The organism is Streptomyces sp. NPDC002564 (genome assembly GCF_042889645.1).
GTDB lineage: Bacteria > Actinomycetota > Actinomycetes > Streptomycetales > Streptomycetaceae > Streptomyces.
Map to the genome: position 1 here is coordinate 25174 of NZ_JBIARE010000017.1, position 26565 is coordinate 51738.

The 26565-nt window shown below is 73.6% G+C and carries 28 protein-coding genes; 14 read left to right on the forward strand and 14 right to left on the reverse strand.

Annotated elements, in window-relative coordinates:
* Positions 1-176 precede the first annotated feature (176 nt).
* Complete coding sequence (locus ACFYXE_RS35825; protein WP_361177004.1) at positions 177-350, forward strand: hypothetical protein; 174 nt, start codon at positions 177-179, stop codon at positions 348-350.
* 166 nt (positions 351-516) lie between these two features.
* Here ACFYXE_RS35825 and tpg read toward each other — a convergent pair whose 3' ends face one another.
* Positions 517-1074, reverse strand: a complete 558-nt coding sequence (gene tpg, locus ACFYXE_RS35830; protein ID WP_389319966.1) for a telomere-protecting terminal protein Tpg — start codon at positions 1072-1074, stop codon at positions 517-519.
* A gap of 6 nt (positions 1075-1080) precedes the next feature.
* Entirely contained in the window at positions 1081-3336 is a 2256-nt protein-coding gene (gene tap / locus ACFYXE_RS35835) for a telomere-associated protein Tap (protein ID WP_389319970.1), read from the reverse strand.
* 348 nt (positions 3337-3684) lie between these two features.
* Here tap and ACFYXE_RS35840 point away from each other — a divergent pair, with 348 nt between their 5' ends.
* Together ACFYXE_RS35840 and ACFYXE_RS35845 are read left to right on the forward strand one after the other, a co-directional pair.
* Positions 3685-4653, forward strand: a complete 969-nt coding sequence (locus ACFYXE_RS35840) for a hypothetical protein (RefSeq protein WP_389319973.1) — start codon at positions 3685-3687, stop codon at positions 4651-4653.
* A gap of 27 nt (positions 4654-4680) precedes the next feature.
* Positions 4681-4971: a hypothetical protein gene (locus ACFYXE_RS35845; RefSeq protein ID WP_389319976.1), complete on the forward strand. Its 291-nt coding sequence runs from the start codon at positions 4681-4683 to the stop codon at positions 4969-4971.
* Positions 4972-5074: 103 nt separating this feature from the next.
* Here ACFYXE_RS35845 and ACFYXE_RS35850 read toward each other — a convergent pair whose 3' ends face one another.
* Both ACFYXE_RS35850 and ACFYXE_RS35855 read right to left on the reverse strand, forming a co-directional pair.
* The gene (locus ACFYXE_RS35850) at positions 5075-6427 is read right to left on the reverse strand and encodes an aldo/keto reductase (protein WP_389319979.1); all 1353 of its coding nucleotides are present in this window, start codon (positions 6425-6427) and stop codon (positions 5075-5077) included.
* 121 nt (positions 6428-6548) lie between these two features.
* Positions 6549-6764, reverse strand: a complete 216-nt coding sequence (locus ACFYXE_RS35855) for a DUF6199 family natural product biosynthesis protein (protein WP_389319982.1) — start codon at positions 6762-6764, stop codon at positions 6549-6551.
* 291 nt (positions 6765-7055) lie between these two features.
* On the opposite strand from ACFYXE_RS35855, the gene ACFYXE_RS35860 reads away from it, so the two are divergent.
* Together ACFYXE_RS35860 and ACFYXE_RS35865 are read left to right on the forward strand one after the other, a co-directional pair.
* On the forward strand, positions 7056-7817 hold the full coding sequence (locus ACFYXE_RS35860) for a formylglycine-generating enzyme family protein (protein WP_389319985.1): 762 nt from the start codon (positions 7056-7058) through the stop codon (positions 7815-7817).
* 139 nt (positions 7818-7956) lie between these two features.
* Positions 7957-8481 (forward strand): hypothetical protein, encoded by a 525-nt coding sequence (locus ACFYXE_RS35865; protein WP_389319988.1) that lies wholly within the window; start codon positions 7957-7959, stop codon positions 8479-8481.
* A gap of 115 nt (positions 8482-8596) precedes the next feature.
* Here ACFYXE_RS35865 and ACFYXE_RS35870 read toward each other — a convergent pair whose 3' ends face one another.
* Both ACFYXE_RS35870 and ACFYXE_RS35875 read right to left on the reverse strand, forming a co-directional pair.
* Positions 8597-9253 carry a hypothetical protein gene (locus ACFYXE_RS35870; protein ID WP_389319991.1) on the reverse strand — a complete coding sequence of 219 codons (657 nt, stop codon included), beginning with the start codon at positions 9251-9253 and terminating at the stop codon, positions 8597-8599.
* 109 nt (positions 9254-9362) lie between these two features.
* Positions 9363-9770, reverse strand: coding sequence for a rodlin (locus ACFYXE_RS35875; RefSeq protein WP_361177024.1), 408 nt, complete (start codon positions 9768-9770; stop codon positions 9363-9365).
* A gap of 200 nt (positions 9771-9970) precedes the next feature.
* Here ACFYXE_RS35875 and ACFYXE_RS35880 point away from each other — a divergent pair, with 200 nt between their 5' ends.
* Entirely contained in the window at positions 9971-10840 is an 870-nt protein-coding gene (locus tag ACFYXE_RS35880; protein ID WP_389319995.1) for an endonuclease/exonuclease/phosphatase family protein, read from the forward strand.
* Positions 10841-10864: 24 nt separating this feature from the next.
* On the opposite strand, the gene ACFYXE_RS35885 is transcribed toward ACFYXE_RS35880, so the two are convergent.
* The 5 genes from ACFYXE_RS35885 to ACFYXE_RS35905 form a co-directional block, all read right to left on the reverse strand.
* Entirely contained in the window at positions 10865-11551 is a 687-nt protein-coding gene (locus tag ACFYXE_RS35885) for an HNH endonuclease (RefSeq protein WP_389319998.1), read from the reverse strand.
* Between the two features lie 191 nt (positions 11552-11742).
* On the reverse strand, positions 11743-12258 hold the full coding sequence (locus ACFYXE_RS35890; RefSeq protein WP_389320001.1) for a GNAT family N-acetyltransferase: 516 nt from the start codon (positions 12256-12258) through the stop codon (positions 11743-11745).
* A 397-nt stretch (positions 12259-12655) separates the two neighbouring features.
* Complete coding sequence (locus tag ACFYXE_RS35895; protein ID WP_389320004.1) at positions 12656-13843, reverse strand: NAD(P)/FAD-dependent oxidoreductase; 1188 nt, start codon at positions 13841-13843, stop codon at positions 12656-12658.
* A 79-nt stretch (positions 13844-13922) separates the two neighbouring features.
* A complete protein-coding gene (sigJ, locus tag ACFYXE_RS35900) occupies positions 13923-14870 on the reverse strand; it encodes an RNA polymerase sigma factor SigJ (protein WP_389320007.1) in 948 nt (315 codons plus the stop codon).
* A gap of 178 nt (positions 14871-15048) precedes the next feature.
* The gene (locus ACFYXE_RS35905) at positions 15049-15555 is read right to left on the reverse strand and encodes a MarR family transcriptional regulator (RefSeq protein ID WP_361177035.1); all 507 of its coding nucleotides are present in this window, start codon (positions 15553-15555) and stop codon (positions 15049-15051) included.
* Between the two features lie 285 nt (positions 15556-15840).
* Here ACFYXE_RS35905 and ACFYXE_RS35910 point away from each other — a divergent pair, with 285 nt between their 5' ends.
* From ACFYXE_RS35910 to ACFYXE_RS35940, 7 genes are all read left to right on the forward strand, one after another.
* Entirely contained in the window at positions 15841-17127 is a 1287-nt protein-coding gene (locus tag ACFYXE_RS35910) for an MFS transporter (protein ID WP_389320011.1), read from the forward strand.
* An 843-nt stretch (positions 17128-17970) separates the two neighbouring features.
* Positions 17971-19359: an ATP-binding protein gene (locus ACFYXE_RS35915; protein WP_389320014.1), complete on the forward strand. Its 1389-nt coding sequence runs from the start codon at positions 17971-17973 to the stop codon at positions 19357-19359.
* A 2-nt stretch (positions 19360-19361) separates the two neighbouring features.
* Positions 19362-19778 carry a roadblock/LC7 domain-containing protein gene (locus tag ACFYXE_RS35920; RefSeq protein WP_361166875.1) on the forward strand — a complete coding sequence of 139 codons (417 nt, stop codon included), beginning with the start codon at positions 19362-19364 and terminating at the stop codon, positions 19776-19778.
* Positions 19775-20131: a DUF742 domain-containing protein gene (locus ACFYXE_RS35925; protein ID WP_389320019.1), complete on the forward strand. Its 357-nt coding sequence runs from the start codon at positions 19775-19777 to the stop codon at positions 20129-20131. The genes ACFYXE_RS35920 and ACFYXE_RS35925 overlap by 4 nt, the downstream gene beginning before the upstream one ends.
* Positions 20132-20156: 25 nt before the next feature.
* Entirely contained in the window at positions 20157-20720 is a 564-nt protein-coding gene (locus ACFYXE_RS35930) for an ATP/GTP-binding protein (protein WP_361166869.1), read from the forward strand.
* A complete protein-coding gene (locus ACFYXE_RS35935) occupies positions 20717-21925 on the forward strand; it encodes a cytochrome P450 (RefSeq protein WP_389320023.1) in 1209 nt (402 codons plus the stop codon). Before ACFYXE_RS35930 ends, ACFYXE_RS35935 begins: the two co-directional genes overlap by 4 nt.
* Before the next feature lie 12 nt (positions 21926-21937).
* A complete protein-coding gene (locus ACFYXE_RS35940; RefSeq protein ID WP_389320026.1) occupies positions 21938-23170 on the forward strand; it encodes a cytochrome P450 in 1233 nt (410 codons plus the stop codon).
* Between the two features lie 12 nt (positions 23171-23182).
* On the opposite strand, the gene ACFYXE_RS35945 is transcribed toward ACFYXE_RS35940, so the two are convergent.
* Genes ACFYXE_RS35945 through ACFYXE_RS35955 form a run of 3 tightly spaced genes read right to left on the reverse strand, consistent with a single transcriptional unit; the run spans position 23183 to position 25392 of the window.
* A complete protein-coding gene (locus ACFYXE_RS35945; RefSeq protein ID WP_389320029.1) occupies positions 23183-23746 on the reverse strand; it encodes a TetR/AcrR family transcriptional regulator in 564 nt (187 codons plus the stop codon).
* A gap of 28 nt (positions 23747-23774) precedes the next feature.
* Entirely contained in the window at positions 23775-25166 is a 1392-nt protein-coding gene (locus tag ACFYXE_RS35950; protein ID WP_389320032.1) for an amidase, read from the reverse strand.
* Positions 25153-25392: a hypothetical protein gene (locus ACFYXE_RS35955; protein WP_389320035.1), complete on the reverse strand. Its 240-nt coding sequence runs from the start codon at positions 25390-25392 to the stop codon at positions 25153-25155. Before ACFYXE_RS35955 ends, ACFYXE_RS35950 begins: the two co-directional genes overlap by 14 nt.
* Before the next feature lie 239 nt (positions 25393-25631).
* Between ACFYXE_RS35955 and ACFYXE_RS35960 the strand changes: the two genes are divergently transcribed.
* A complete protein-coding gene (locus ACFYXE_RS35960) occupies positions 25632-26552 on the forward strand; it encodes an MBL fold metallo-hydrolase (RefSeq protein ID WP_389320038.1) in 921 nt (306 codons plus the stop codon).
* Positions 26553-26565 lie beyond the last annotated feature (13 nt).

Sequence of the window (26565 nt, forward strand, 5' to 3'; positions counted from 1 at the left end):
CTGCCGGGGGCCGATGTTACTCGAAAGTCAGTACAGGTTGTCGAGGGATGATCCGCGCTCTCCGACGACCGGACGAGGCGGTTCGTCGGCATCAGCGGATATACGGCGCCCTGCCACGCCTGCATGGGCCGCAGTTGGGCATACGGGGTTCACTCCCTACCAGAGAGGCTCCTGCCATGGCCGGCATAGTCGCAGCAGTGCTGTTCTTCGTCGCTTTCCTGATCAACGCGGCCGACATCAGCACCAACGATGTGTTCTCCTCGACCAACGTGATGCTGCTCGGGCTGATCGCTCTGGCCCTGCAGGTGGCGGGCATCGGCAGCAGCCGGACCCGGACCCGCAGACGCTGACACCCCACCCGGCAGGGGCTGGTGACGCCACGTCACCAGCCCCTGCGGCATGTCGCCTCACGTGCGCGCCGCCCGGGTCCGCACGCTTCAGTGCGGAGCGGTGGAGCTGGCCCGCTGTCCGCCCCGGCTGGGGACGGCAGTCCGCAGCCAGTGGGCGGGCATGCTTCTACAGGTCGATCCGGATGTGTTCCACGTCGGTGAACTCCACCCCCAGCCCCCGCGCGCGGGAGTCGTTGGCGCGGAAGTACATCTGGGCCAGGCCGTCGGCCGCGATCTGCTGGAGCTGCCGTTCGTCGGCGCCCTGCTCGCGGGCGGTGAACAGGCGCTCGGCCCACTGGGGCGGCAGGGCCTGGGTGATGTCGCGGACCCGGGCGTCGTCGGTGGTCCCGGGGGCCGCGGTGAAGCCGAAGCGGGCGCGGGTGGAGACGACCAGGCCGTCGGAGGAGGCCGCTCTCCTGCGGGCCTTCGCCCTGACCTGCGGCTGCCACCGCTTCTTGACCTCGCCCTCCAGGCGGGCCCGCAGGTCCTTGCGGGGCCGCTTGAGCCGGCCCGCCACGTACCGCTCCACGGTGCGCTGGGACACCCCCAGCGCCTGAGCCGCGGCACGGGTGCCCTTGAGCTGCTTGACCAGGTATCTCATCTGCGCCTGCGCGCTCTGCGGGATACGGCGGGTGAACGCCGACTCCAGGGCACGGTCCAGGCTGTCCGCGAGCAAGTCCGTCATGGCCCGCTACTCCCCCGCTCCGGCGCTCGGGTCGCTCTTGATGAGGTTGGCGATGTTGAACACGCCGCCCGCCGCCTCGAACTGCTCCTCGGCCCACAGCACGCTCCGGGTGCCCTGGTGCTTGACCATCCCCGGCGAGACGCCCAGCCGGAAGCCGCCGGGCACCGGCTTGCCCTCCTCGGTGTGCGGCAGGACGTCCAGCGGGGACGGGCCGGACGAGGGGTAGACGATCGCGTCGGTGCCGACCGCCACCGGATACAGGTCGGCGGCCGCCGCCGTCTTCATCAGCTTGCGGTGCAGACCGACGCGCTGGCCGGCCAGGACCGCCGCCCGGATGTCGGGGCGCCACGTCTCGCGTTCGAGCGCCGGATAGGGCTCGTAGTAGGGCACTTGGCCCCGGCTGCGCTGGCGCAGCTTGCCGATGCCGCCCTTGGCCGTGGCCTTGATGGCGGTGGCCAGCAGCGCCATGGTGGGATCGGCGGTCCCGGCGCGGGCCATCGCGTCCAGGAACGCGCTGCCGCCCAGATCGGTGCTCACGCCGAGGTCGGCCATGGTCGCCACGTAGGCGTCGCGCAGCCGCTTGTACCAGCCATCCAGGTAGCGGCCCGAGACCGTACGTACATAGGCCTCGATCGGCGCGACGTCGAAGCCGAGCTCGACCGCGTAGGCGACGGTGGGCGTGGCATACCAGGCAGGTCCGGTGGGGCGGTCGCCCTTGGGTGTGAACGGTGACGGGAGCCGGTCGCCGTCGACGGTGCGGCCGCCCAGTTCCACCCGGGACAGGTCGACATGGCTCAGGTCGACCAGCCACGAGCCGGGCAGCGCGGCGTCGAAGGCCGGGCCGTCGGTCAGGTGGGTGGGGCCGTTCAGGCCGACGGTGAGGCCGTTCGCGGCCGCGGCGAACGACATGTTGATGTCGACCGCGACCAGGAAGGGGTTCATGCACTCCTGGTCGGTCAGCGGCCGGCACCAGTCGTAGGGCTCCTCCATCAGCATCTCGGCGGGGGTGCGCAGGTGGTGGCGGGCGAACTTCCCCTTGAGGACGGGGTGTTCGTCGGGGACCTCGCACTCCACGACGTCGTGGACGGCGGTGAGCGCGTCGTCGTTGAACGCCCGCTTGAACTCGCCGCTCGCGGTGTCCTTCTCCGCGCGGGTCGGCGGGCGCAGCGCGACCATCAGCTCCAGGCCGGTGACGGCGGTGGTGCCGCGCGGTGTCATCACCCGCTGTGCGTACAGGCCGAGGTAGCGGGCGAGGTCGGCGGGGTGCATCGTCGGCAGCTGCGGGTCGTCCCTCTTGTCCCACTCCCTGGCGTCCAGCGCGTTCCACGCCAGGATGCACAGCTGGACGCAGCGGCGCCGGGAGCCCTCGGGCTCGCGGTAGATGCGGGCCCAGGGGCCCAGGCCGCGGCGGGTGAGCTGCAGACCGGCACGCTGGATCTGCCGGACGACCGTGTGGTCGTCGGGCAGCCGGCCGGTGCGCCGCTCTTCCTCGGACAGGGCGGCGGGCAGGCCGTAGCGCTCCAGTGCGGCCCGGGTCAGGACCAGGACCGGGTCGGCGTCGCGGCCGTTGCGGTGCAGCCGGGCCTGCCCGAGCCGGGCCTCGGACAGCGTCCACTCCACCAGCGCGGGCAGCGACTTGGCGGGCACGTCCAGGACCAGGCCGCCGACGCAGTACGCCGACACCTGCCCGTCGGCATCCGCGTCGACGACGGCCAGCGGGCCGTTCGCGAAGCGCGGGTCGGCTGCGGCAGGGGCGCTCTTCTTCGCCGGGCGGCGCCCCGTCGGGGCCGGTCCGGCGGCGGGCGCCCGGCGGGACTTGGCGGCGGCCGGGGCCGCGGGGGCTGCCGCCGCACCGGGGGGTTCGGGCGCCGGCGCGGGCACGGGTGCGGCCGGGGGACGGGGCTGGAGGTGCGGCTGCGGTACGGGGACGGGGGACGGCTCGGCGACAGGGGCGGCGGAGCCGGGGCCCGGGGCGGGAGCAGTGGCCTGGTCGGCGGCGGGGGCGGGGAAGCGTTCGGACAGCTTCTCCAGCAGGCGGGCGTAGGCGGCCCGTTGCGGCGGGCGCGGTTCACGGCGGCGTCCCGGCTGGGTCGCCTCCCAGCTCGCGACCGTCTCCCTGCGGGTGTTCAACGCGGTCGCGACCTGCGTCTGGCTCAGCCCGGCGGCCTCCCGCAGCCGCCTGCGCTCGACCGGTTCGGGCAGGTCGGCGACTTGCTCCAGCAGTGCGTCCACCGCACCGAACAACTGATCATCCGTGGCCACAGGGCTCACCTCCGAGAGGCAGCGTACCTACGATCATGCGCCCGATCGCGCACCGAATCGCCCATCCGATCGCCTGCTGATCACTCATGGGACGCGAGGGTTGGGGCCAGCCCCGCGGCGGGCGACCTCGGAACCAGGACCTCACGGTCGAGACCATCGCGCCGCCGCGCCAGTGCGCCGTTCCGACGTCGCACCGTCGGGACCAAAGTCCCGATTCTCACCTGGGCCTTATGGAGCCCTTTCGCACACGCTGCGGCATATGGCACTGTCTTTCAAGATCATTTCGGTGGGGGAGCCGGCGCCCGGCTCCCCCACCGAGGTGCTGTCGAACACGCACGAGAGGGTTTCATGAACAACCGTCAGCGCAGCGCAACAGGCCTGGTCGCCGCCGTGACCGCCACCTCACTCGTCCTGGCGATCGCCCCGTCGGCCTCGGCCGACGCACTGGACCGGCGCCACCAGAAGTCGGCCGCGAGCATCGAGCGGGTCACGGGCACGCAGGACCTGGCAGCCTCCTCGACCGCCCGGGGCTTAGCCGCACGGAGCCTGACGTCGACCGACGCCGGGACGGTGACCGTCCGCGTGCCCGAGGACACCGCCGGACGTGTGCAGACGACCGCCCCCGACGGCTCCACGTTCGGGCTCGCCCTGCCGCAGGACAAGAGCACACGGGACAAGAGCGTGCAGGGCGTGAGAGCGGGGGCCGGGACCATCGTCTACGCCGACGCCGCCGACTCCACCGACCTCGCCGTCCAGCCCACCGCCGAGGGCGGCGTCCGCACGCTGGTCTCCCTCAAGGACGAAGACGCCCCCACCGAGCAGCGCTTCGGACTGCGGATACCGGCCGGAGCCCACCTGGCCGCCAACGACAGCGGCGGCTACGACATCTTCCAGGACTCCGGGCAGGGCTTCACCACCCTCAAGGGCACCATCTCGGCACCGTGGGCCAAGGATGCCGACGGCAAGGACATCGCCACCAGCTACAAGCTCGAGGGCGACACGCTGGTGCAGAGCATCCACACCAACGACGCCACGGCCTACCCGGTGGTCGCGGACCCCCACTACACCTGGGGCATCGTCAGCGGCACGGTCTACTTCAACAAGAGCGAAACACGGAAGATCGCGCTGGGAGGCGGGCTCGCCGCCACCATCATCGCGTCCATACCCGCCGGATTCACCACCGCCGCCGGCATCACCGTGGCCGCGATCACCACGATGGCCAACATCGCCCAGTCCCACAAGAAGTGCCTGAAGATCAAGAGCTACGGGAAACCCGGTGAATACTCGGGCAAGCAGGGCGACGGATACTGCCGCTGACATGCCGACGCAGAAAGGTGCCCTTCGATGACGACCCTCTGGCTCGCGCTCATCGCCGTCTTCGTCCTCGTCGAGGTCTGGCTGACCCGACGGTCCCACCGCCGCTCCGCATGGCGAACCCTCGACGGTGACCGCATCGCCCTGGCCGCCGGCGCGGCATGGTGCGCCGTCGTCGTCGCCATCTCGTGGGCCGACGACAACGACCCCGTCGGCGGCCTCCTGTTCGGAGGACTGACCGGCGTCGCCATCGCCTGCCTCGTCGCCGGCGCCCGGCGCAGGATCGCCTACCGGCGAGGCAAGAGCGGCGTCTCCTGCTGACCGGGACGGACCACCGCAGGTGCGGGCCGGGGAGCACTTCCCGGCCCGCCCCGGCCCCCGCCGGGCAGGGCCGGGCAGGGCCGGGAGGCACGCAGGGGGCCGGTCAGTCGGTGATTTCCCTGAGGTACGGGGACAACTCGTCCCACGACCCCACGTCGGCCAGCAGCAGCTGCACCAGCTCGATCGACCACTTGTGGTCGCAGTTCCTCGCCCCGAACAGGGCGGCCAGGACGGCGCTCACCGGCATCCGCAGGAACTGCTTCTTCAGCCCCTTGCGGCTGGGCACCGTCACACCGTCCAGGACGGCCGGGTCGATGCCCCAGCGGCCGTGGACCCAGTCGGTGACCGCCTGGCGGTCCGGGGTCGCGTTCTGCTGGGCCAGCGCGGCGCGCAGCGCGTCCTGGTTGCGGAGGGCCTCTTGGAGGAAAGCGCGTACCGGGGCGGGAAGTTCGAAGGCGGTGTCGTTGTCCGTGCAGGAGTTGTTGTTCTTGCGCCACTGGTCCACCGCGTCCAGCGCCCCGTAGTCCACGTCGAAGTCGAGCGAGTCCGGGCTGAGGGTGAGCTGACGGAGGTTTTCCCGCTGGCGGTCCGGGTCGCCGCTGCTGGTGATCATCGAGGTGCTGCCCTCGCGTCCCGCGCCGTGCAGGCCGTTGACCGTCTCGGCCGCCGCCTTGAGGGCCTCGGTCACATCGGTTCCGCTCTCCCCCGCGACCTGCTGGGCCACGCGCTGGGCACCGTAGTAGTAGAGCGCGGCCCCGGTGTCCTTGACCAGGTCCTTCAGGGCCGGGTCGGTGAGGATCGACTCCAGGGAGTTCTCCACGATGTCGATGGGCGCGGCATCGCCCAGTTCGCCCAGCAGGGCGGCGTGGGTGACGCCGACGTTGCCCACGCCGATCCCCGCGGCCACCTTCTGGTCCTTCAGTTCGGTCAGCACGTGCCAGGCGGTGCGGGCCGCCTGGTCGTCCTCGCCGATGTTGTGGATGACCAGCCCGTCGATGCGGCCCGCGAAGAGCTGGGCCACCGCGGCCAGGCGTGCGCGCAGTTCCTCGGGCCGCTCCCCCGCCCGTACGTCGAACTTGTAGATGACCTCGTAGGCGTTGCGGGGCAGTGCGGCCAGTTCGTCCGCCAGCAGCGCGGTGCTGTTGCCGTAGCTCTCGGCGCAGTCGAAGCGGCGGTAGCCGGCCTCCACGGCGGACCGCAGCTGCGGCTGGTTCTTGCCGTCCACGCCGAAGACCGTCCAGGGCTTGGCCGCCTGCGTGGCCGGTGTCTCGGTGGCGTCGGTGGTCTCGGCACGCTGGAGGGCGGCGTTGAACGCCTGGTTTCCCGCGCCGCGCTGGAGGGCCGCCAGGTGCGGCGGGACGCTCACGGGCAGGTAGCCGGTGTCCGGCTGGAGGCGCGCCGGACGTGTCGGGGGTGTGCGGTGGCCCTCGTGCCGAGCCGGTGCCTGCGTACGCATCCGATCAGTGTGGGGGTGCGGGCGGGGCGGGTGAAGAGGTGCGGGGCGGTGGCCGGGGGCAGGGTCGGCTGCCCGAACGGTCAGGCCTGGTCGCGGGCGCGTGCCACCTGCGGTGCGGTGGTCAGGTGAGGTGGGTGATGAGCATCCAGGCGACCGCGACCAGGAAGACGACGCCCACCACCCTGGTCATGGTGTAGCCCGCCTTGGTCGGTTCGGTGGCGTCGTAGTCCCGTACGAAGGGGCGCTGGAGGGGTCTGTTCATCCTCCACAGCAGCTGGGGCTTGATGACCTGGACCAGCCCCATGAGGGCGAAGAGGCAGAGCAGTACGACGATCATCGGTCCTCCCGTTCGGTCACGTGGTGGGTGACCTGTCTCGATGAGGGCGCACCGCGGCCGCCCACTCCTGGTGTCCGGCAGCCGGCGGACGCTGCGACCGGCTGCGTGGCCCGCTTACCCCGAATTCCGGGACGTAGCTGGCGGCGGGCGTGCCGTGATCCGGTTTCAGGGGGTGGGTTCTGGTCCCAAGGTCGCTGCCATGAGGGGACCTTGGGCCGATGCCTGCCCCGACTCCTGTGGTGAGCATGAGGGTTGTTCGTGCGACCGGACCAAGGAGACCAAGGAGGGGGCATGCGGGTGGGGCAGGGGAAGCAGGACGAGGCGGTGGACTGGGTGGAGGTGCCGGGCGGGCTGCTGCTGCGCGGGACGCCGGCCGAGGAGGTGGCGGCGGTGGCCCGGCGTTACGCGGACACCGGGGTGCCGCGGGAGTGGTATCTGAAGGAGGCCCCGCGCGCGGAGGTTCATGTCCCGGCGTTCCGGATCGCCCGCACCCCGGTCACGGTCGGCCAGTGGGCCCCGTTCGCGGCGGCCACCGGCAGGCCGGCCCCGCGGGGTGTGGCGGACCATCCGGTCATCGGGGTCGCCTGGGAGGAGGCGGCGGCATACTGCCGGTGGATCGGCGCGCGGCTGGGCTGCGCCGTGCGGCTGCCCACGGAGGACGAGTGGGAGCGGGCCGCGCGGGGGGCGGACGGCCGGGAGTTCCCCTGGGGCCGGGAGTACCGCACCGGCCTGGCCAATCTGACCGACCTCGGCATCGGCACCACGACGCCGGTCGGCTCCTTCCCTCAAGGGGCCAGCCCCTTCGGGGTCCTGGACATGGCGGGCAACGCCGACGAGTGGACCTCCACCCTGTACGCCCCCTACCCGGGCGCCCCCGAGGAGGTCCCGGTCACCGAGGACTGGGCGCACGACCGGCACGTCACCCGGGGCGGCGCGTTCCGCCACGACCGGGACCTGGCCCGGTGCGCCCGCCGGCACGGCGCGTACGAGAGGGATCTGGCGGCCATCGGTGTGGGCTTCCGCCTGGCGGCCCCGGCAGCCCCAGTGGGCTAGCTGCATCCCGCCGGTGTGCCGGTGCGCCTTCCTGTGGTCATCTCCCCTGTGCGGGGCGGCAGTTGGCGGTTTTTGCGGGGAGGGAGGCGGGGGGTGGAGGTGTCTTCCCCCCGCCCCGCCGGTGGTGCAGGATCCACGCATGACTGAGCAGCGAACCGATGGAGCGCCGCCCGCCGATGCGGCCCACACCTACCTGACGGCGCTCCGCGAGCGGCTGTCGGCCGACGGGTGCGGGGTGACCTCGTCCGCGTGGGGCGCCTGCCGGGTGGCCGTCGGTGACCGTGCGGACCGTAAGACCCGGTGGTTCGGCACCAAGGTGGAGCTGGTCGTGCTGGCCGCCGCCGTGCCCGGTGTCGATGGTGCGGCGATGGCGGAGTTCACCAAGTGGGCGATGTCCTACGCGCAGAGCCTGCGCAGCGGCCTGCCCGGCGCGCGCAACGCGATGATGGTGCTGCCCGCCCTGGTCAGCGGTCGGGTCGAGGCGTCCGCGCGGGACTGGGCCGCCCAGGACGCCCGGATCCTGGGCACGTCCGTGATCGGCCGCCCCCTGACCGTGGAGACGGGCGCCGGGGTCTCGCGGGTCACCATGTACCGGGGCGGGGTCGCGTGGGGCGGGATGTTCACCCGCCATGTGCTGGAGAAGGCGTCCTTGTACTTCCCCTGAGGCTTGTACTTCCCCTGCGGGCGAGGCACTTCCCCTGCGGACGAGGCACTTCCCCTGCGGATGAAGTGCCGCCCCGGTGCTTCGGCGTACGCCCCGGCCTGTCCGGTCCGGGGTGTCAGGCCCGGTCCTCTCCCGGGGGAAGGAGGCGGCGGGCCGCAGCGCGTTCACGCTGGCGTCCTTCGCGTTCCTCGCGCTCGTGCCGGGCGTCGCTCTCGTACTCCTCCACGCGCAGCTCGTAGGAGTGCTTGAGGTCGTCGAGGGCTTTGTGGGCCGGTGGTGGGGTGTCGCCGCGGCGCCAGGCGTAGACGCACTCGATCAGGTGGTCCACCGCGGTGCGCAGGAACCAGGCCCGGTTGGCGTGGGGGAAGGCGTACTCCATCATGCGCAGGCTCTGCAGGTAGGTGGTGGCGTCCAGGAGGCGTTGGCGCAGGGGTGCGTCGCGGACCTCCAGGGCGGCCATCCGCACCGCGCGCAGCAGTGTCTCCCAGCGGGCCTCCCACTCCTGTTCGGCGTGGTGCTCCCGCCGGATCGCCTCGCGGGTGAGGTCGGGGTCGGCGTAGCGGCGGGTGTCGGGCGGGGTCTTGGCGGCCTGGGTCTCCAGTGCGGCCAGGGCGGCGGACAGGCCGGTCGCGACGGTGATCCGCTCGCTCTCCCCGCGTGCTTCCTTGGCCTCTTGGAGCTGGCGGTCCAGGGCGGTCGTGGAGGTGCGCCAGGTGATCAGACCGCCGACGAGGACGCCGAGGAGGCCGGTGAGGGGGGAAATCCAGTCCATGCCCCAGTTTCGCGGGCAGTGCGGTGGCGGTGGAAGGCTTTCGGTGGCTCCTCGCGCAGCACTGCGGGCCGGGCCCCTGGGGGTCCGGCCCGCAGCACGCGTGGGCGGCTCAGTGGTTGTTGATGCCGTTGCCCGACAGGGCCGGGATGTCCTCCAGGACGTGCGAGATGGGCTCGTCGCCCTTGGCCTGGGTGGAGTTCTCGGCGCACTGCTGGTTCTGCGGCGCGGACAGGACGGGGATGTCCTGGACCGCGACGGGGACGAGGATGCCCACCAGGGAGCCCACGTTGGCCTTGGCCGGGATGCCGGCGCAGAGCTTGTTCAGCGAGCCGTCGACCAGGGTGGCCTGCGGGCTCAGGTTCCCCTGGGTGGCGCTGTTGCCGAACGCCTGTCCGGCGCCGTTGCCGCTGGCGCTGGTCGTGCCCGCGTCGTCGCCGATCGCGGCCGCGGTGCCGGCGCCGCCGGCCAGGGCGACGGCGGCGAGACCGAGGGCCAGGGGGATGTTGCGCGTGCTCATGTCACTCCAGTACGGAAGGTCACTGCCAGAAGGGGCCAGTACACCGGCTGCGGCCTCAACTGCCGGACATATTCGCCCGTTTGCGGGGTGTCGCGGAGCGAAGCTGACGGCGGCGGCCCCCCCTCCGGTGGCGTCCGGTGCGGATCCGGGCGCTGCGATCGGGGTGATCCTCTGGGTGCGCGGCGGTGTCATGTGATGGCATGTGGGGGCACCTTGAGGAGGCGGCGGTGGGCAGAGTGGGCGCGCGGGTGGTCGCGGCGGTGGTGATCGTGGCCTGTGTGGCGCTGCTGGGGCCCAGTGCGCCCAACGGCGCGCTCATCGCCCGGCCGCTGCCCGCCGGTGCGCCCCGCGAGGTCGTGGCGGACCGGGTCATGACGTGGAACATCTGCAATCCGTGCAACGCCAGCGGGCAGAACCTGGGGCGGGCCGCGGACATCGCCACCTACGCGCCGCAGGTCATCGGGATGCAGGAGGCGTGCGTGCGGGACGTCGAGATGATCCGGGAGCACCTGGAGCACGTCTACGGGCTCGTCTACCACGTGGAGTACGGCTCGGTGCTGCGCAGCCGCAGCCGCTGCGGGGGCTGGCCGTGGAGCCCGGGGGGCTTTGGTCAGGCGATCCTCTCGGCGGCCCCGATGACGGACCGCGAGAACGTGGAGTACCCCGACGGCGGATCGGAGGACCGCGGGTATCTGGCCGTCACCACGACGGTGGGCGGCCGTTCCGTGCGGGTCTTTAACACCCACCTCGCCCAGCGGCGCCAGGAGGACGTGCGGGCGGCGCAGACGCCCGTGCTCGCCGCGGCCGTGGCGCGGCACGAACGCGCCGTCGTGCTCGGCGACTTCAACGCCGTGCCCGAGGCGCCCGAGCTGACCCGGATCTGGGCCGTCGCCCGGGACGCGGACCCCGCCTGCCGTCCTCCCTCGACCGCCGGATGCCGGCCGACCACCGACTGGTTCAGCAAGTTCGACTACATCTTCCTGCGCGGCATCACCGCGCGCGGGCACGGCGTGCACCCGAGCGACTTCTCCGACCACGACCTGCAGCACGCCGACCTCGATGTCGGCTAGGGGTTGGCCGCACGGCGGCCGGGGTCAGGTGCGGGGGGTCTCGGGAGCCTGTACGTAGGTGACTTCCTGGCGTCCGCAGCCCTCGGCGAGCGCGGCCAGCGCGGTGACCTCGGCCCGGTCGGCGCTCAGCCCCCAGCGGAGCTTGGTCCCGGTCCACTCGGCGGCGTAGGTGCAGCGGGCGTCGGCCAGCGGCGGCAGCCACTGGGCGGGGTCCTGGTCGGCCTTGGAGCGGCTGCTCTCCTGGGTGACGGCCAGCAGGCCGGCCTCGGCGTCGAGGTCGTGGGCGTAGGCGTGGCGGCGCTGCGCGCTCCACCGCCAGGCGCCGGAGTCCTGGGCCTCGGCGAGCGGGACGGTGTGGCTGACGGCCAGGGCGCGGGGGTCGGTGACGGTGCGTCCGTCGTAGTAGGAGTACCAGGTGCCGGAGGTCACGGTGCAGGGGCCCTCGATGACGGGTGCGGTGCGGGACTCGGCGATCAGGACCTTGGCGCGGGTCGTGCAGCCCTGGTCGTCCGGGCGGTCGGTGGCGCCGGTGCGTTCGTGGTTCTGGCGGGATTCGGGCGCCTGCGGCAGGGCCTTGACGGCGTCGGCCAGGCTCATCCGCTGCGGTGCGGGGGCCTGGGGCGCGGCGGATGCCGGGGTGAGGGTGAGGGCGGGCAGGGCCAGGAGGGCGGCGGCGGTCAGGCCGTGCAGCATCGGCTTGGTGGTGGTCATGTGACGGTGATAGCGGGCGGCGTGGGGCAGTTGGGGGTGAAGGGGGTGTGTGTCACCCGCTCGGATGGATCAGTCGTACCGCAGAGGCGCCGGGTCGCCGGGGCCCCGGGTCGCCGCAGGGAGGGGGCGGGCGGGTGCGGGTGGGCCCGCCGGGCGAGGGAGGGTGGCTCCTTCGCCCGGCGGGCCGGGGGTCAGATCCCGAAGGGGGCCGCGTAGCGGACGGTGCCGGAGGGCAGCGGGCGGCTCTCGTCCAGGGTGAGGGCCATCATGGCCTCGTCCGGGACCTCGATGCTCAGGCCGATGCCATGCAGGGAGGCGCGGCCGAAGCCGAACCTGGGGTAGTACGCGGGGTGGCCGAGGACGGTCACGTGGTACTCCCCCCGTTCCTTGGCGGCGGCCAGTGCCGCGCGGATGACGGCCGAACCGGCGCCGGTCTTCTGCTGGTCGGGCCGTACGGCGACGGGGGCCAGGCACAGGGCCGGGCTGTCGCCGATGTGGCAGCGGGTCAGCAGGGCGTGGCCGACGAGTGTGCCGTCCTGGTCGGCGGCGACCAGGGACAGGCCCTCGATCCAGGAGGAGTCGGCGCGCAGGGCGTCGACGAGGTCGGCCTCCTGCGGGGTGTCGAAGGCCGCCAGGTTGATGGCGCGGACGGCGGGGATGTCGGCGCCGGTCTCGGCGCGGGTGAGCCAGGTGTCGTGGGTACGCATGACGGGGTGAGGATCCGTTTCATGGTGAGGTTCGTCAGGGGGGTGTCCCGCGAGCTCACGCTCCAGCGGGACCGGGCGGCTGGGTCAGACCGTCGCCCGGGACGTGAGGGTGATCCGGGCGCTGCGCGGTGCAGTGGCCTTGAGCGCGGTCATCAGCCCCGCCTCCCTTTCATCCTCGATCCATAGCCGTACGAACCCTTCAAAAATATCACGCTGTCCGGTTCTTCTCCTTGGGATTCTCGCCCTTGGGATTCTTGCCTTGGGGATCTTCTCCTTGGGGGCTTCTCCTTGGGGGTCTTCTTCCGCGTTCTTGTGCCGGTCTCGTCTTCGCCTGCCGTGGGACCGGTCCGGCGGGCGGGTTGCCTCCGGGAGGGAACCCGCGCCGGCCGGCGGGGGGTCACACGGTGGCCGGGGTGGGCCGGTCCGTGGCGGCCGGGGTCAGGCGGTGGCGGCGGGCGGGCAGGAGCATGGTCGGGTGGGTGACGCTCCAGAAGGTGGAGGCGCAGATGAGTTCCTTGACGCGGGCGCCGGCGCGGCCCGTCAGGACGGTGGGGGTGACCTCGTCCTCTTGGGTGACGCGCTGCACGATGGCGTCGCGGCGGCCGAGGCTGACGCACTGGGCGGCGTAACCGATCGTGGTCCGGGGGACCTTGCGGCCGGCCAGGCGGGCCGCGAGCACGTCGGCGGCGTGCCACGCCATCGGGGTGGCGGTGGCGCAGCCCATCCGCAGCGGGCCGCCGCCCGCGCCCGGGGCCAGTGCGGCGTCGCCGACGGCGTACACGTCGGGGTGCGAGAGCGAGCGCAGGGTGGCGTCGACGAGGATCTGCCCGGTGGCGGAGACCTCCAGGGTGGTGGCGGCCGCGATCGGGTGGACGGTGAACCCGGTGGTCCACACGGTCGCATCGGCCGGGATCGGCCCCGCCGCGGTGAGCACACTCCCGGCGCGGACCTCGGTGATGTCGGTGTGTTCGTGGCGCGTGATGCCCAGGCGGGCGAAGGCGGCGTCCAGGTGGCGGCGTGCCTTGTCGCTGAGCCAGTCGCCGATGCCGGCGCGGGCGGCGACGGCGACCTGGAGGTGCGGGTGGGATTCGGCGATCTCGGTGGCCGCCTCGATGGCGGTCAGTCCGCCTCCCGCGACCAGGACGCGGGCGCCCGGCGCCAACTCGGCCAGGCGGGCCCGCAGTCGCAGTGCCGCCTGCCTGCCCGCGATGTGGTGGGCGTGCTCGGCGGCGCCGGGGACGCCCTGGTCGGCGGCGGTGCTGCCCAGCGCGTAGACGAGGGTGTCGTAGGCCAGGGCGCGGGTGCCGTGCTCGTCGGTGAGGGTGACGTTCTTGGCCTGCGTGTCGAGGGCGGTGACGCGGGCGGTGCGCAGGTGTACGCCGGTGCCCGCGTAGATCTCGCGCAGCGGGCGGCGCGGCAGGTCCTGGCCGGCGGCGAGCTGGTGCAGGCGTACGCGTTCGACGAAGTCGGGGTCGGCGTTGACCAGGGTGATCTCGACGTCGTCGCGGTGCAGGCGGCGGGCGAGGCGGCCGGCGGTGATGGCTCCGGCGTAGCCGGCTCCCAGGACGACGATGCGGTGCTTCATGGTGGGCTCCCGTCTGGCTGATTCACCTCCTGAACCGGACAGGGCCGCGATCCCTGACAGGGAGCGGGCGTGATGTGGGTCACCACACCTTCGCCAGGGGGCGGTGGGGGCCGCCGGCCCGCCACTGGCGCGTGATGCGGGTCAGCTTGTCGGGGTTGACCTGGAGGTGGAGGGCCCGGACGGTGCCCTCGGGGTCCGCGTCGAGGCCGATGACGCCGATGATCTCCTCGCCGGCCCCGACCAGGACGGCGGGGTCGTCGTTGACGACGGCGGCGTGCAGGGTGACGCTGTCGCCGAACCGGGCCCGTTTGGCCGCGTCGGCGCGGAACAGGCGCCGCAGGTAGCGGGCGATGCGCAGCGCGCCGATCAGCGGGGTCCTGCGGGCGGAGATCTTGCTGCCGCCGTCGGCCACGCTGACCGCGTCGTGGGCGAGCAGTTTGACCAGGGGTTCGGTGTCGCCGCTGAGGGCCGCGGCCAGGAATTCCTCGACGATCTTGCGGGCGGTGGCCGCGTCCGCCCGGGCGCGCGGGCGGCCGGTGGTGACGTGCTGTCGGGCCCGCCGGTAGATCTGCTGGCAGTTGGCCTCGGTCAGGCCGAGGATCCGGGCGATCTCGCGGTGCGTGTGGCCGAAGGCCTCGCGCAGGACGTAGACCACGCGTTCGTTGGGCGAGAGGCGTTCCATGAGGGTGAGTACCGCCAGGGACACCGACTCGCGCTGCTCGGCGGTGTCGGCCGGGCCGAGCATGCGGTCGCCGGCCAGGACCGGTTCGGGCAGCCACTGGCCCACGTAGGTCTCCCGGCGGGCCCGGGCCGAAGTGAGCTGGTTGAGGCAGAGGTTGGTGAGGACCTTGGTCAGCCATGCCTCGGGGGTCTCGATGCGTGCGCGGTCGGCGGCGTGCCAGCGCAGGTAGGTGTCCTGCACCGCGTCCTCGGCGTCGCCGGCCGAGCCGAGGAGCCGGTAGGCGATCGCCTCCAGCCGGCCCCGGGCGTTCTCGAACGGGTCGGCCTCGTGCGCGCTGAGCAACATCCGGCCAGGATCGGCCATTTGTGCAGGCCACGTCCAGCCTTGAGGTGGCCGGAACCGGGCGGGTCGCAGCGGGGGTGGGGGTGCGGGGGCGGGTTCCGGTGGCCGCCCGGCGTGGTCGCCGGGCCGACGCGCAGGCGTATGCGGGCCGGGGCTCTCGTGGAGGCGCCCCGGTGTCCGCTCACGTGATGGTGGTGTCGCCCAGGGCCTCCAGGACCTGGCGCAGTCCCGTGCCGGCCTGTTCGACCAGGTCGCGGTCCACGTCCGCCAGCAGGCGGGCGTAGTTGGCCAGGTGGTCGGTGAACAGGGCCCGGGTGACCTCGTGTCCGCGGTCGGTGAGGCGGATCTTGACGGTGCGGCGGTCCTCGCCGTCGCGCACCCGTTCCACCAGGCCCTTGGCCTCCATCTTGTCGACCCGGTTGGTGATCGTGCCGGAGGAGACCATGGACGCCTTGAGGAAGGTGCCGGCGGTCAGGGCGTAGGGCGGGCCGGAGCGCTGCAGGGTGGTCAGGACGTCGAACTCGCCGGCGTCCAGGCCGTGCCGGGCGGCGGTGGCCTTGACCGACTTCTCCACGACGACGCCCAGGCGCTGGATGCGTCCGAAGAGCTCGACGGGCCAGAGGTCGCCGGTCACGTCGGGGCGCTCGGCGGCCCACTGGCCGATGATCGCGTCCACGGCGTCGCTCATCGCCGCCACATCCTCTCGGTACGGATTCCGCCGGTCCGGAGTCCCGGGTGTCCCCCGGTCTGCCCCGGGTGTCCCCGGTGCGAGTCCCGTGCGGATTGTCTCGGCTTGTCTCGGCAGGAACTCTATCAGTACTGGTTCTCTTAGATTCGAGATACTTGACCCTGGGATAACCAGATGCTTCCATCTCAGTGTCGAGATGGTTGAGACCGCAGGGTCTCCCGTCCCTCCTCGGCCCGGCTTCGCGACCCGCCCTGCCGTCCTGCCCGCCCCTCCGGAGCCGCCGCCATGCCCATGTCCGTGCGCACCCGCACCGCCCCGCCCTCCCCTCCCGGCCCTCCCGGCCCTTCCGGCCCTTCCTCCCCTTCCGGCCCTTCCGCCCTGTCCGCCGCGGCCGGTGCCGCGCGCCGGGTCCCGGCCCTGTGGCTGGCGCTGCTGGCCGCCCCGGTGGCCGCGAGCGCCAACGCGCCCGTCCTGGTCCTGCCCGACATGGCCGGCTCCCTGGGCGTGCCGGTGGCCTCGGCGGCCTGGCTGGTCACCGTCCACGCCTGGGCCATGGCGGTCGGCACCCCGCTGATGGCGGGCCTGCTGCGGCGGCGCGGCTTGGGCCCCACGCTCCGGCTGAGCACCGTCCTGCTCATCGCCGGTACCGCCGCCCTGGCCGCGGCGCCCTGGCTGCCGCTGGCGGTGGCGGGCCGGGCGGCACAGGCCGCGGGCGGCGCGGGCCTGGTCACCGCGGCGATGAGCCTGGCAGGCTCGGTGCGCCGGATGGGCGTGATCAGCGCGGGGTTCGGGACGATGGGAGCGGTCGGCCCGCTGCTCGGCGCCACCCTCACGCACACCGTCTCCTGGCGGCTGTCGCTGGCCGTGGGCGTGCTCGCCCTGTCGGCGCTGCCCGCGGTCCTGCGCCGCGCCGACCTGTCCGCGCCGCCGGCCGGCGCGCCCTTCGACGGCCGGGGCGCGGCCCTGCTGGCCGTGGCGGCGACGGCTCTGGTGCTCGTGCCGCGGCACCCGCTGCCCGCGGCCGGCGCGGCGGCGGCCGCAGCCGTGCTGCTGGCCCTGCACGTCCGCTCCCGGCCCGCCGGTTTCGTGCCGGCCGCCCTGCTGCGCGCCCCGGCCTTCGTGATCTCGGCCGTGCTCGCCTGCGCGCTGGCGACCTCCTACTTCGCCCTGCTGTTCACCGTCCCGCAGCTGCTGCGCGAGCGCACCGGCTGGACCTCGGCCACCGTCGGCGCCGGCCAGCTGGCGGCCCTGCTGGCCGGCTCGGCGCTGTCGATGGTGCTGGCCGCGGCCGCGGGCCGCATGAGCCGCCCCCGGGTCCTGGCCGTCCTGATCACGCTGGGCGCGCTCGCCCCGCTCACCGCCGCGGCGGCCCCCTGGGCGCCGCTGCTGCTGCTCGCCGCGGCACTGGCGGTGCTGGCCACCAGCACCGGCCAGGCGACGCTGGCGGTGCATGCGACCGCGGCCGCGCCGGCCGCCCAGCGCCCGGCCGCGCTCGGCCTGTTCAGCCTCTGCTACCAGCTCGGCGGCGCCTTCGGCCCGGCGGTCGCGGCCGCGGTGGCACTGGGCGGCTGAGGCCGGGAACAATCCGCCCCACCCGCGCGTTCTTGTGTACGTGGCTGCGGAGGGGACAGTGTCCCCGGGCCCACCTATTGCCCATGGGGACGATCGTTCGGCTGAAGCCCCATGGAGCCTTTCGCCGAGAGGCGACCGCCCTCCGCGTGCCACCACCTACGGCCCCGGCTGGTCTCCCCCGTCCAGCCGGGGTCTTCTGCCGCCCGCCGCGCCCCGAGCCGTCGTACGGCCGTGGTGCTTACCGGCCGGGTTGGGCCCATATCGGCCCCGTCCTCCACAAGATCCCCAGGTCATCCGGGCCGCGCAGGGTGGACACGACAAGATATCGTTTACGAGCACGGCCAACTGGCTCTTTTCAGCTACCAGTTGGCCGAAAAGTGTGCCATGGGAAGCCTGCCGCGACCGAGGGAAGCCAGAAGTGCTGATGAGTGCAGTGAGACAGGGCGGGCCCTCACGGCGGCCCCGGTGCGCCCACTGGCTCGGCTCTCCCGCGACGTCCGCCGCACGGCCCGCCGCCGTCACCGGCCCCCGGCCCGTGCGGCTTCTGCCCTAGCCGGCGCACCCTCCCCCGCCCGGCGACCCGCCGGCCCGAGCCGTTCCCCGGCCCGTGCCGGGCCCCGACAGCCCAAGGACATCCGTGACCGGCCCGCACCCCCAACCGCCGCCGTCCGCCGCATCCGCCGCGGCCGCGGCGGGCGGGCCCGTGGGCCGGCACCGCACGCATCCCGCGCACCGCACGCACCGCGGGCCGGGGCGGCCCTGTCCGTCCCCGCCGCCGTCACCCCCCGTCCCCTGGACGGCCCCTGGCCGTCCCACCCCCCTTTGACACCTGTAGAGGACGTGATGACAGACCTGATACAGGCCACCACCGTGGTGCCCTCAGTGCTGGCCCTGGCCGCCGGCAGCGCCGCCTGGCGGTTCCGGTACCAGTACCGCGGTGAACGCGCCGCCGGTGACCGTCTGCGCCGCGAGGCCGAGGAGAGCGCGAGCCGCCAGCGCGCCGTCGAGGGCGTGCTGGCCCAGCTGGCCGGCGGCGTGATCCCGGGGCTCGGGGCCGAGGCGGAGCGTCTTGGCACCGGCCACGGGGTCGACATCGAACTGCCCGAGACCCTGGTGAACACCGCGCTCGCGCAGCGGCTGACGGAGCTGGCCAACTCCGCGGCCCACACCGTGCGCAAGGTGCAGTACGACGCCCAGACCAGCACCGGCGACCAGATCGCCGAGGCCCGCCAGCACGGGCGCGACGAGGCCGCCCGCGCCCGGCAGTCCGCCGAGGACTCCAGCCGGGCCGCGGTGCGCGCCGTCTCCTCCGCGATGGTGGGCATGGCCTCCAAGCTCAGCCAGCGGGTCAGCCAGGGCGTGCGGCGCCACGAGGGCGACGAGGCCTACGAGACGCTGGTGGGCATCGACCACCCCACTCAGCAGATGCTGCTGGTCGCCCAGAACTACGTGGTGCTCTCCGGCGGCAAGCTCTCCCGGCGCTGGCCGGCCACCCCGATGACCGACGTGGTGCGGGCGGCCATGGGCAGCATCGAGGAGTACGAGCGGGTCGAGCACCAGGAGCTCAACGTCACGGTGACCAGCCGGGCGGTCGGGCCCATCGTGCACGCGCTGGCGGTGCTCCTGGACAACGCTGTGCGCTACTCGCCCTCCTCGGCCCGGGTGCACGTGGCCTTCCAGGAGGGCCACCACGGGGTCTCGGTCATCGTGGACGACGCCGGTCTGCGCATGAACGAGGAGCAGTTGACGTGGGCCCGGCAGATCCTGACCGGTGCGCGGCGCGACGACATCAACCAGCTCGGCGCGCACCCGCAGACCGGTCTGCGGGCGGCCGCGGCGCTGGCCGGTGACTACGGGTTCCGCATCGACCTGGAGGCGCCGAACCCGTTCGGCGGCACCCGGGTGTACATGTTCATCCCCAAGAGCCTGCTGACCACGTCCGTCGCGGCCGTGCCCGCCCCCGCGGCCCCCGCACCCGCCCCCGCGCCCGCGCCCGCGCCGGTTGGTGGCGCGGCGGCGCCCGCCGAGCCCGCGCCGGCCCGGCGCACCACCGCCAGCGGCCTGACGGTCCGTTCGCGCCGGGGCACTCCCGCCGCCCGGCCGGCCGCGGGCGCCCCGGCGCCGTCCGACACCCCGGCCTCGCCGGGCCGCCCGGCCATCGCCGCCGCCTGGGCCAAGGGGACGCGCAGCGCACGTACCGAAGACCCCACCACCACGCACGAAGGAGCCTGACCGTGACCACCGGCAACGAACTTGGCTGGCTGCTGGACCGATCACTGGGGTCCCTCGAAGGTGTCCGGCACGCGGTGCTGATGAGCTCCGACGGTCTGCTGCACTCGCGTACCTGCGGCATCGGGCAGGACGACGCGGAGAAGTTCGCCGCGATCACCGCGGCGGTGCGGGCCGCGGCGCTGGCCTACGACGAGGAGACCGGCGGCGGGGGCACCCGGCAGGCCCTGATCGAGCTGACCAACCACGTGGGCCTGATCACCCAGGCCGGGGGCAACACCATGCTGTCGGTGCAGACCAGCGGACCGGACGCCGACATCGGCCTGATCACCCATCACATGCTGGAGCTGGCGCAGCGGGTGGGCCACGAGATGAAGGTGGCCCCGCGGCAGCCTTCCGACCTCGGCCTGCCGACGACGTGAGCGGTCCGCGGCGAGACCCGGACCTGGTCAGGCCCTACGTCCGTACCGACGGGCGGGTGCGCGCCGACCCCGAGGTGCGCCTGGAGACCGTGGTGCTCGCCGCGAGCGGCCCCCGTGAGGGCCTGGGGGCGGACGCCCGGCGGGTGATGGGCCTGTTCACCCATGCCGGCGGCGGCGGTCTGGCGGTCGCCGACATCGCGGCCGCCCTGGAGTTCCCTCCCTCCACGGTCCGCATCCTCGTCTCCTCCCTCATCGACGACGGCCTGCTGACCCGCCCGGTCGCCGCCGAGGAGGACCAACCCCAAACCGATCTGCTCCAGGAGGTACTGCGTGGTCTCCGCGCCCTCGTCTGACGGCCTCATCTATGTGCCACCCGGCGTGACCCGGTCCGCGAAGATCGTGATCTCGGGAAGCTTCGGCGTCGGCAAGACGACGTTCGTGGGCAGCGCCTCCCAGATCCCGCCGCTGCGCATGGAGGAGCGGATCACCCAGGCCAGCGCCGGGGTGGACGACCTGGCGCGCACCCCGCGCAAGACGACCACGACCGTCGGCCTGGACTTCGGGCGCCTGCACCTGAGCGACGCACTGGTGCTGTACCTGTTCGGCACCCCCGGCCAGGACCGCTTCCGCCCCATGTGGGCGGGGCTGACCGAGGGGGCGCTGGGCGCGCTGGTCCTGGTCGACACCCGCAACCTGGAGGCATCCTTCGAGATCCTCGCGCTGCACGAGGAGCAGGGCACGCCCTACGCCGTGGCGGTCAACCTGTTCGACGGCGCGCCGCGCTACGACCTGGACGAGATACGCCAGGCCCTGGACCTGGACGCGCACACGCCGCTGACGACGTGCGACGCGCGCGAGGGCACCTCCAGTGTGCTGGCCCTGATCACCCTCTGCGAGTACCTGTCCGAGATGCACGCACCCGTTTTGGAGCCGCGCCCGTGACCAGCCCGACCCCGACCGATCAGGCCCCGGAGCGCCGGATCGCCCTGCACGAGGCCGAGTTCGCGGCCGACCCGCACGCCGCCTACGCGCAGATGCGCAAGGAGTTCGGGCCGTTCGTGCCCGTCGACCTCATTCCCGGCGTCCCCGCCACCCTGGTCATCGGCTACGCCCAGGCCCGGCGGGTCCTGAACGACCCGCTGCGCTTTCCCGCCGACCCGCGGGTGTGGGAGCAGTCCGTGCCCGCCCAGTGCCCGGTGCGCCCGATGATGGAGCACCGGCCCAACGCGCTGCGCTCGGCCGGTGAGGAGCACACCCGCTACCGGTCGGCGAACAGCGCCGCGATCAACGCCGTCGACCAGCACGAGCTGCGCACCGTGGTCGAGCGGGTCGCCGACGCCACGATCGCGGAGTTCCGCGACGGCGAGGGCGCCGACCTGCTGAGCCAGTACGCCTGGCCGATCGCCTTCCGGGTGCTCAGCGCCCTGCTGGGCTGCCCGGACGAGACGGGGCGGCGCATCGCCGACGGCATGGCCAAGATCTTCGAGGGGGTCGACGCGGCCAGCGGCAACCAGATCCTGTCCGAGGCCGTCGCCGACCTGGTGGCGCTGCGCAAGCGCCTGCCGGGCGACGACGTCACCTCGCGCCTGCTTGCGCACGCCGCGGCCCTGGACGACGTCGAGATGGCCCATCAGCTGGTCACCCTCTACGGCGCGGGCATCGAGCCGCTGACCAACCTCATCGCCAACACCGTCCTGCGGATCCTGACCGACGACCAGTTCTCCGGGGACCTGCACGCGGGCGGCTCCTCGGTCCGCGAGGCGCTGGACACGGTGCTCTACACCGACCCGCCGCTGGCGAACTACTGCATCAGCTATCCGCCGCACCCGGTCGACGTCGACGGGTTCCTGCTGCCCGCGCACCAGCCGGTCCTCATCTCGATGGCCGCCTGCAACAACGACCCCGCCCTGGGCGACCAGCGCATCGCCAGCAACCGCGCGCACCTGTCCTGGAGCACGGGACCGCACGCCTGCCCCGCCCGCAGCCACGCCTACCTGATCGCCGAGACGGCCATCACCCACCTGCTGGACGCACTGCCCGAGATGGACCTCGCCACCGCCCCCGCGGACCTTGTCTGGCGCCCCGGCCCCTTCCACCGGGCGCTGGCCGCCCTGCCCGTCCTGTTCCCCACCGCCGCATCCGCCTGAAGGGACACCACCATGGCCTTGTCCACGGAGCCGATCATCCTGGACCCCACCGGGGCCCGCGCGCACGAGGAGCACCGCCGGCTGCGGGAGCACGGCAGCGCGGTCCGCGTCGACATCCTCGGCGTGCGCGCCTGGTCCGTCGCCGACCCCGCGCTGCTCAAGGAACTGCTGACCAGCCCGAGCGTCTCCAAGGACGCCCGCACCCACTGGCCCGAGTTCGGCGAGAGCGTCGCGCGCTGGCCGCTGGCCCTGTGGGTGGCGGTGGAGAACATGTTCACCGCCTACGGATCCGACCACCGGCGCCTGCGCCGCATGGTCGCCCCCGCCTTCAGCGCCCGCCGCATCGCCGCGCTGCGCGAGAACATAGACACCGTCGTCACCGGCATCCTCGACCACCTGGACACGGTGGCGCCCGGCGAGAGCGTCGACCTGCGCGAGCACCTGGCCTACCCGCTGCCCATCGCGGTCATCAGCCGCCTGATGGGCGTCCCCGACACGCAGCAGGACGCCTTCCGCCAGGTCGTGGACGGCGTCTTCGACACCACGCTGACCGCCGCGGAGTCCGAGGCCAACACCAAGGCCCTCTACCAGGCCCTGCAGCAGCTCATCGACACCAAGCGGACCGCGCCCGGCGACGACATGACCTCCCTGCTGATCACCTCGCGCGACGAGGACGAGGAGGGCGGCCTGTCCGAGGACGAACTGCGCGACACCCTGCTGCTGATGATCAGCGCCGGGTACGAGACGACCGTCAACGTCATCGACCAGGCCATCACCCAGCTGCTCGCCCACCCCGACCAGCTCGCGCTGCTGCGCTCCGGGCAGATCGACTGGAACGAGGCGGTCGAGGAGACCCTGCGCCTGGAACCGGCCGTGCGCCACCTGCCGCTGCGGTTCGCGGTCGGCGACATCACGCTGCCCGACGGGCAGACCATCGCCCGCGGCGAGGCGATCCTGGCCTCCTACGCGGCCGCCAACCGCCACCCCGACTGGCACGGCGAGAGCGCGGACGCCTTCGACATCACCCGCACCGTCAAGGAGCACCTGGCCTTCGGCCACGGCGTGCACTTCTGCCTGGGCGCCCCGCTGGCCCGGCTGGAGGTCGCCACCGCGCTGCGCCTGCTCTTCGACCGCTTCCCGCAGCTCGAACTGGCCGTGCCCGCCGACCAGTTGCTGCCGCTGGGCTCGCTGATCAGCAACGGCCACCAGTCGCTGCCCGTACGGCTGCGGCCCGCCGCCGGCTGAGCCGGCGGGGGTTCACCGGCGGGGGCCCAGGAGGCGGGCCACCAGGCCGCGCGCGTAAGGGGCGTCCAGGCCGTCGGGGCGGAAGAGGATGCGGTAGATCAGCGGGGCCACGACCGCGTCCATGACGGCCTCGGTGGCGGGGGCGTCCTCGCCGCGGGCGGTGGCGCGGGAGGTGATGGCGTCGACCTGTTCGGCCGCATAGGCCGAACAGCGGCCGGCGTTGCTGCCGTCCGGGTCGCCCAGCAGGGCGTCGCGCAGGTAGGCGCGGCCGGCGGGCGCGGCCATCTCGTCCAGGAACTGCTCGGCCCAGGCGGCCAGGTCGGCGGCGAGCGTGCCGTGGTCCTCGGGTGGCGCCTCGGGACGCAGGCGCTCCACCGCCACGTCGGACAGGAGTTCCTGGAGGTCGCCCCAGCGGCGGTAGACCGTGGAGGGGGTGACCCCGGCGCGGGCCGCGACCAAGGGCACGGTCAGCTTGTCGCGGCCGGACTGCGCCAGCAGGTCGCGCACGGCCCGGTGAACCGACTCCTGGACCCGGGCGCTGCGTCCGCCCGGGCGTGCCATCGGTTTGCGTTGCATGGCACCACCTTAAAGCGAAGCCTTTGCGTCAGGCCGCCGGTGCGGGGGCGGGTGCCGGGCGGGTCTGTTCGTAGGCGTGTCCCACGCGCAGCAGGAGCGCCTCGTGGAAGGGGCGGGCGAGCAGTTGCAGGCCCACCGCCGGGCCCCCTGTGTCCCCTGCCGTGGGCAGGGTCAGGGCCGGTACGCCGGTGATGTCGGCGGGTGCGCACAGGCGTACGTAGGCGTCCGCGACGCTCTCGGTGGTGCCGTCGGCCCAGGTGAGCGTCTCCTGTCCGGCGGGGACCGCGGTGGCGGGGACGGTGGGGGCGGCGAGCACGTCGATGTCGGTGAACAGCTGTGCCCAGGCCCGGCGCATCAGGGTGCGGGCGCGCTGGGCGCGCAGGTAGTCCCCGGCGGACAGGAGGGTGCCGGCTTCCAGCAGGGCGCGGACTTCGGGGGTGTAGCGGTCGGGTGCGGTGCGCAGGCCGGGCTCGTGGTAGGCGGTGGCCTCGGGCACCATCAGGCCCCACTGGACGGCCTGGACGTGGCGGGCCAGGGGGATGTCGACCTCGACGAGGCGGGCGCCGAGTCCGGCCAGGTGGTCGATGGCGGTGCGGACGGCGTGCTCGACGTCGGGGGCGAGGCGGTCGAAGTAGTAGGTGCGGGGCACGCCGACGCGCAGCCCGCCCAGGTCGCTGTCCGGGCCGGGCGGGTAGGGGGTGCGGGGAGCGGCTGCGGAGGCCGGGTCGCGGGGGTCGTGGCCGGCCAGTTCGGTCAGGACCAGGGCGGCGTCCTGGACGGTGCGGGTGATCGGGCCGACGTGGTCCAGGGACCAGGAGAGCGCGGTGACGCCGTGCCGGGAGACCAGGCCGTAGGTGGGTTTGAGGCCGACGACGCCGTTGAGTGCGGCGGGCACGCGGATGGATCCGCCGGTGTCGGTGCCCAGCGCGAAGGTGGCGGAGCCGGCCGCCACGGCCACCGCCGAGCCGCCGCTGGAGCCGCCCGCCACGCGGTGCGGGTCCCGGGCGTTGTGGGTCTGGGGGGTCGTCAGGCCGTAGGCGAACTCGTGGGTGTGGGTCTTGCCGAGCAGGACGGCGCCGGCGGCCGCGAGGCGGGCGGCGACGGTGCTGTCGGCGTCGGCGCGGTGTCCCTCGCGCAGGCGGGAGCCGGCGCCGGTCGCGGTGCCCGCGACGTCGATGAGGTCCTTGAGTCCCATCGGGATGCCGTGCAGCGGGCCGCGGTGGCGCCCGGCGGCCAGTTCGTCCGCGGCGGTGCGGGCGGCGCGGCGCGCCTGTTCGCCGTGGACGGCTGCGTAGGCGTTCAGGTGCGGTTCGGTCCGCTCGATGCGTTCCAGGACCGCGTCGAGGAGTTCGACCGGGGAGAGGGTGCGCGCGCCGATCGCCGTCGCGGCCTGGGTGAGGGTCAGGTCAGCCGGTTGCATCGGTGCGGTCCTTCCGGGGGGTGCGGGGGTTCGCCGGGGTGAGGGGGTCCTGGGCCCGGTAGGCGGCAGCCGGCGGGGTGTCGGCGAAGTCCAGGTCCCGCAGGGCGGATACGACGCGGTGGATGTGGTTGGCCGTGGCGGCGGCCCCGGCGTGCCGGGCCCGGTCGAGCGGGAGTCCGGCGCGGGCGGCCAGGCGGGCCGCTTCCTGAGGGGTGAGGTCGGTCATGGGGGGGGTGGGTTCCTCCGGTAGGGCCGGGGCGGCGGTGGTGCGCGGTGGCGCGTCCGGGATCACCGCACACCCCGTAAAAGCCAATTGTTTGCGTTAGTGGACGCTAGGGCCTACGGTCACCTAAAGCAAATCCATAGCTTTTAGCGGCGGGCGGGCCGCCTCCCGACCGAGCGACCAAGCGACCAAGCGACCAAGCGACCAAGCGACCAAGCGACCAAGCGACCGACGAGGATCCGATGACCGCACACACCGCCCCGGACGCACCTGCCACTCCCCCGCCCGCAGCCTCGTGGACCGTGGGGGACGTGACCGTCCACCGCATCGACGAGACGGCGCTGCCGGCGCGGACCGGGCCCTGGCTGCTGCCCGGCGCCACCCGGGAGGTGGTGGACCACCAGGCCTGGCTGCGCCCCGACTTCGCGGATCCGGACGGGACGCTGCGCCTGCACAGCCACAGCTTCGCCTTCGAGACCGCGGGCCTGCGGGTGCTGGTCGACACCGGGATCGGCAACGGCAAGACGCGGGCCAACCCGGCCTGGCACCGCCTGGAGACCGGCTACCTGGAGCGCCTGACGGCCGCCGGATTCCCCCCGGACTCCGTCGACCTGGTGATCCTGACCCACCTGCACACCGACCACGTCGGCTGGAACACCCGCGAGGCGGGCGGCACATGGGTGCCCACCTTCCCCCGCGCCCGGTACCTCACCTCACGCGCCGAGCGGGAGTTCTGGGCGGGCCGGCCCCTGGACGCGGCGCGCCGGCAGATGTTCGAGGACTCGGTGCTGCCGGTGGAGCGGGCCGGGCTGCTGCACCCCCTGGACGTGCCCGCCGAGGGCCTGGAGGTCGCCCCGGGGCTGCGCCTGCTGCCCACGCCCGGTCACACCCCCGGCCACCTGGCCGTCCACCTGGGCGACCGGGGCGGGGACGCGCTGATCACCGGCGACTGCGTCCACCACCCCGTGCAGTTCGCCGACCCGGGCATCGGCTCCTGCGTGGACACCGACCCCGCGCTGGCCGAGGCCACCCGGCGCCGCCTGCTGCCCCGGCTCGCCGCGGCCGGGACCCTCGTCCTGGGCACGCACTTCCCGCCGCCCACCGCGGGCCGGGTCGTCGCCCACGCGGGCGGCCACCGGCTGGTGCCCGTCCGGGCGGCGTGAGGGCGCCGCCCGG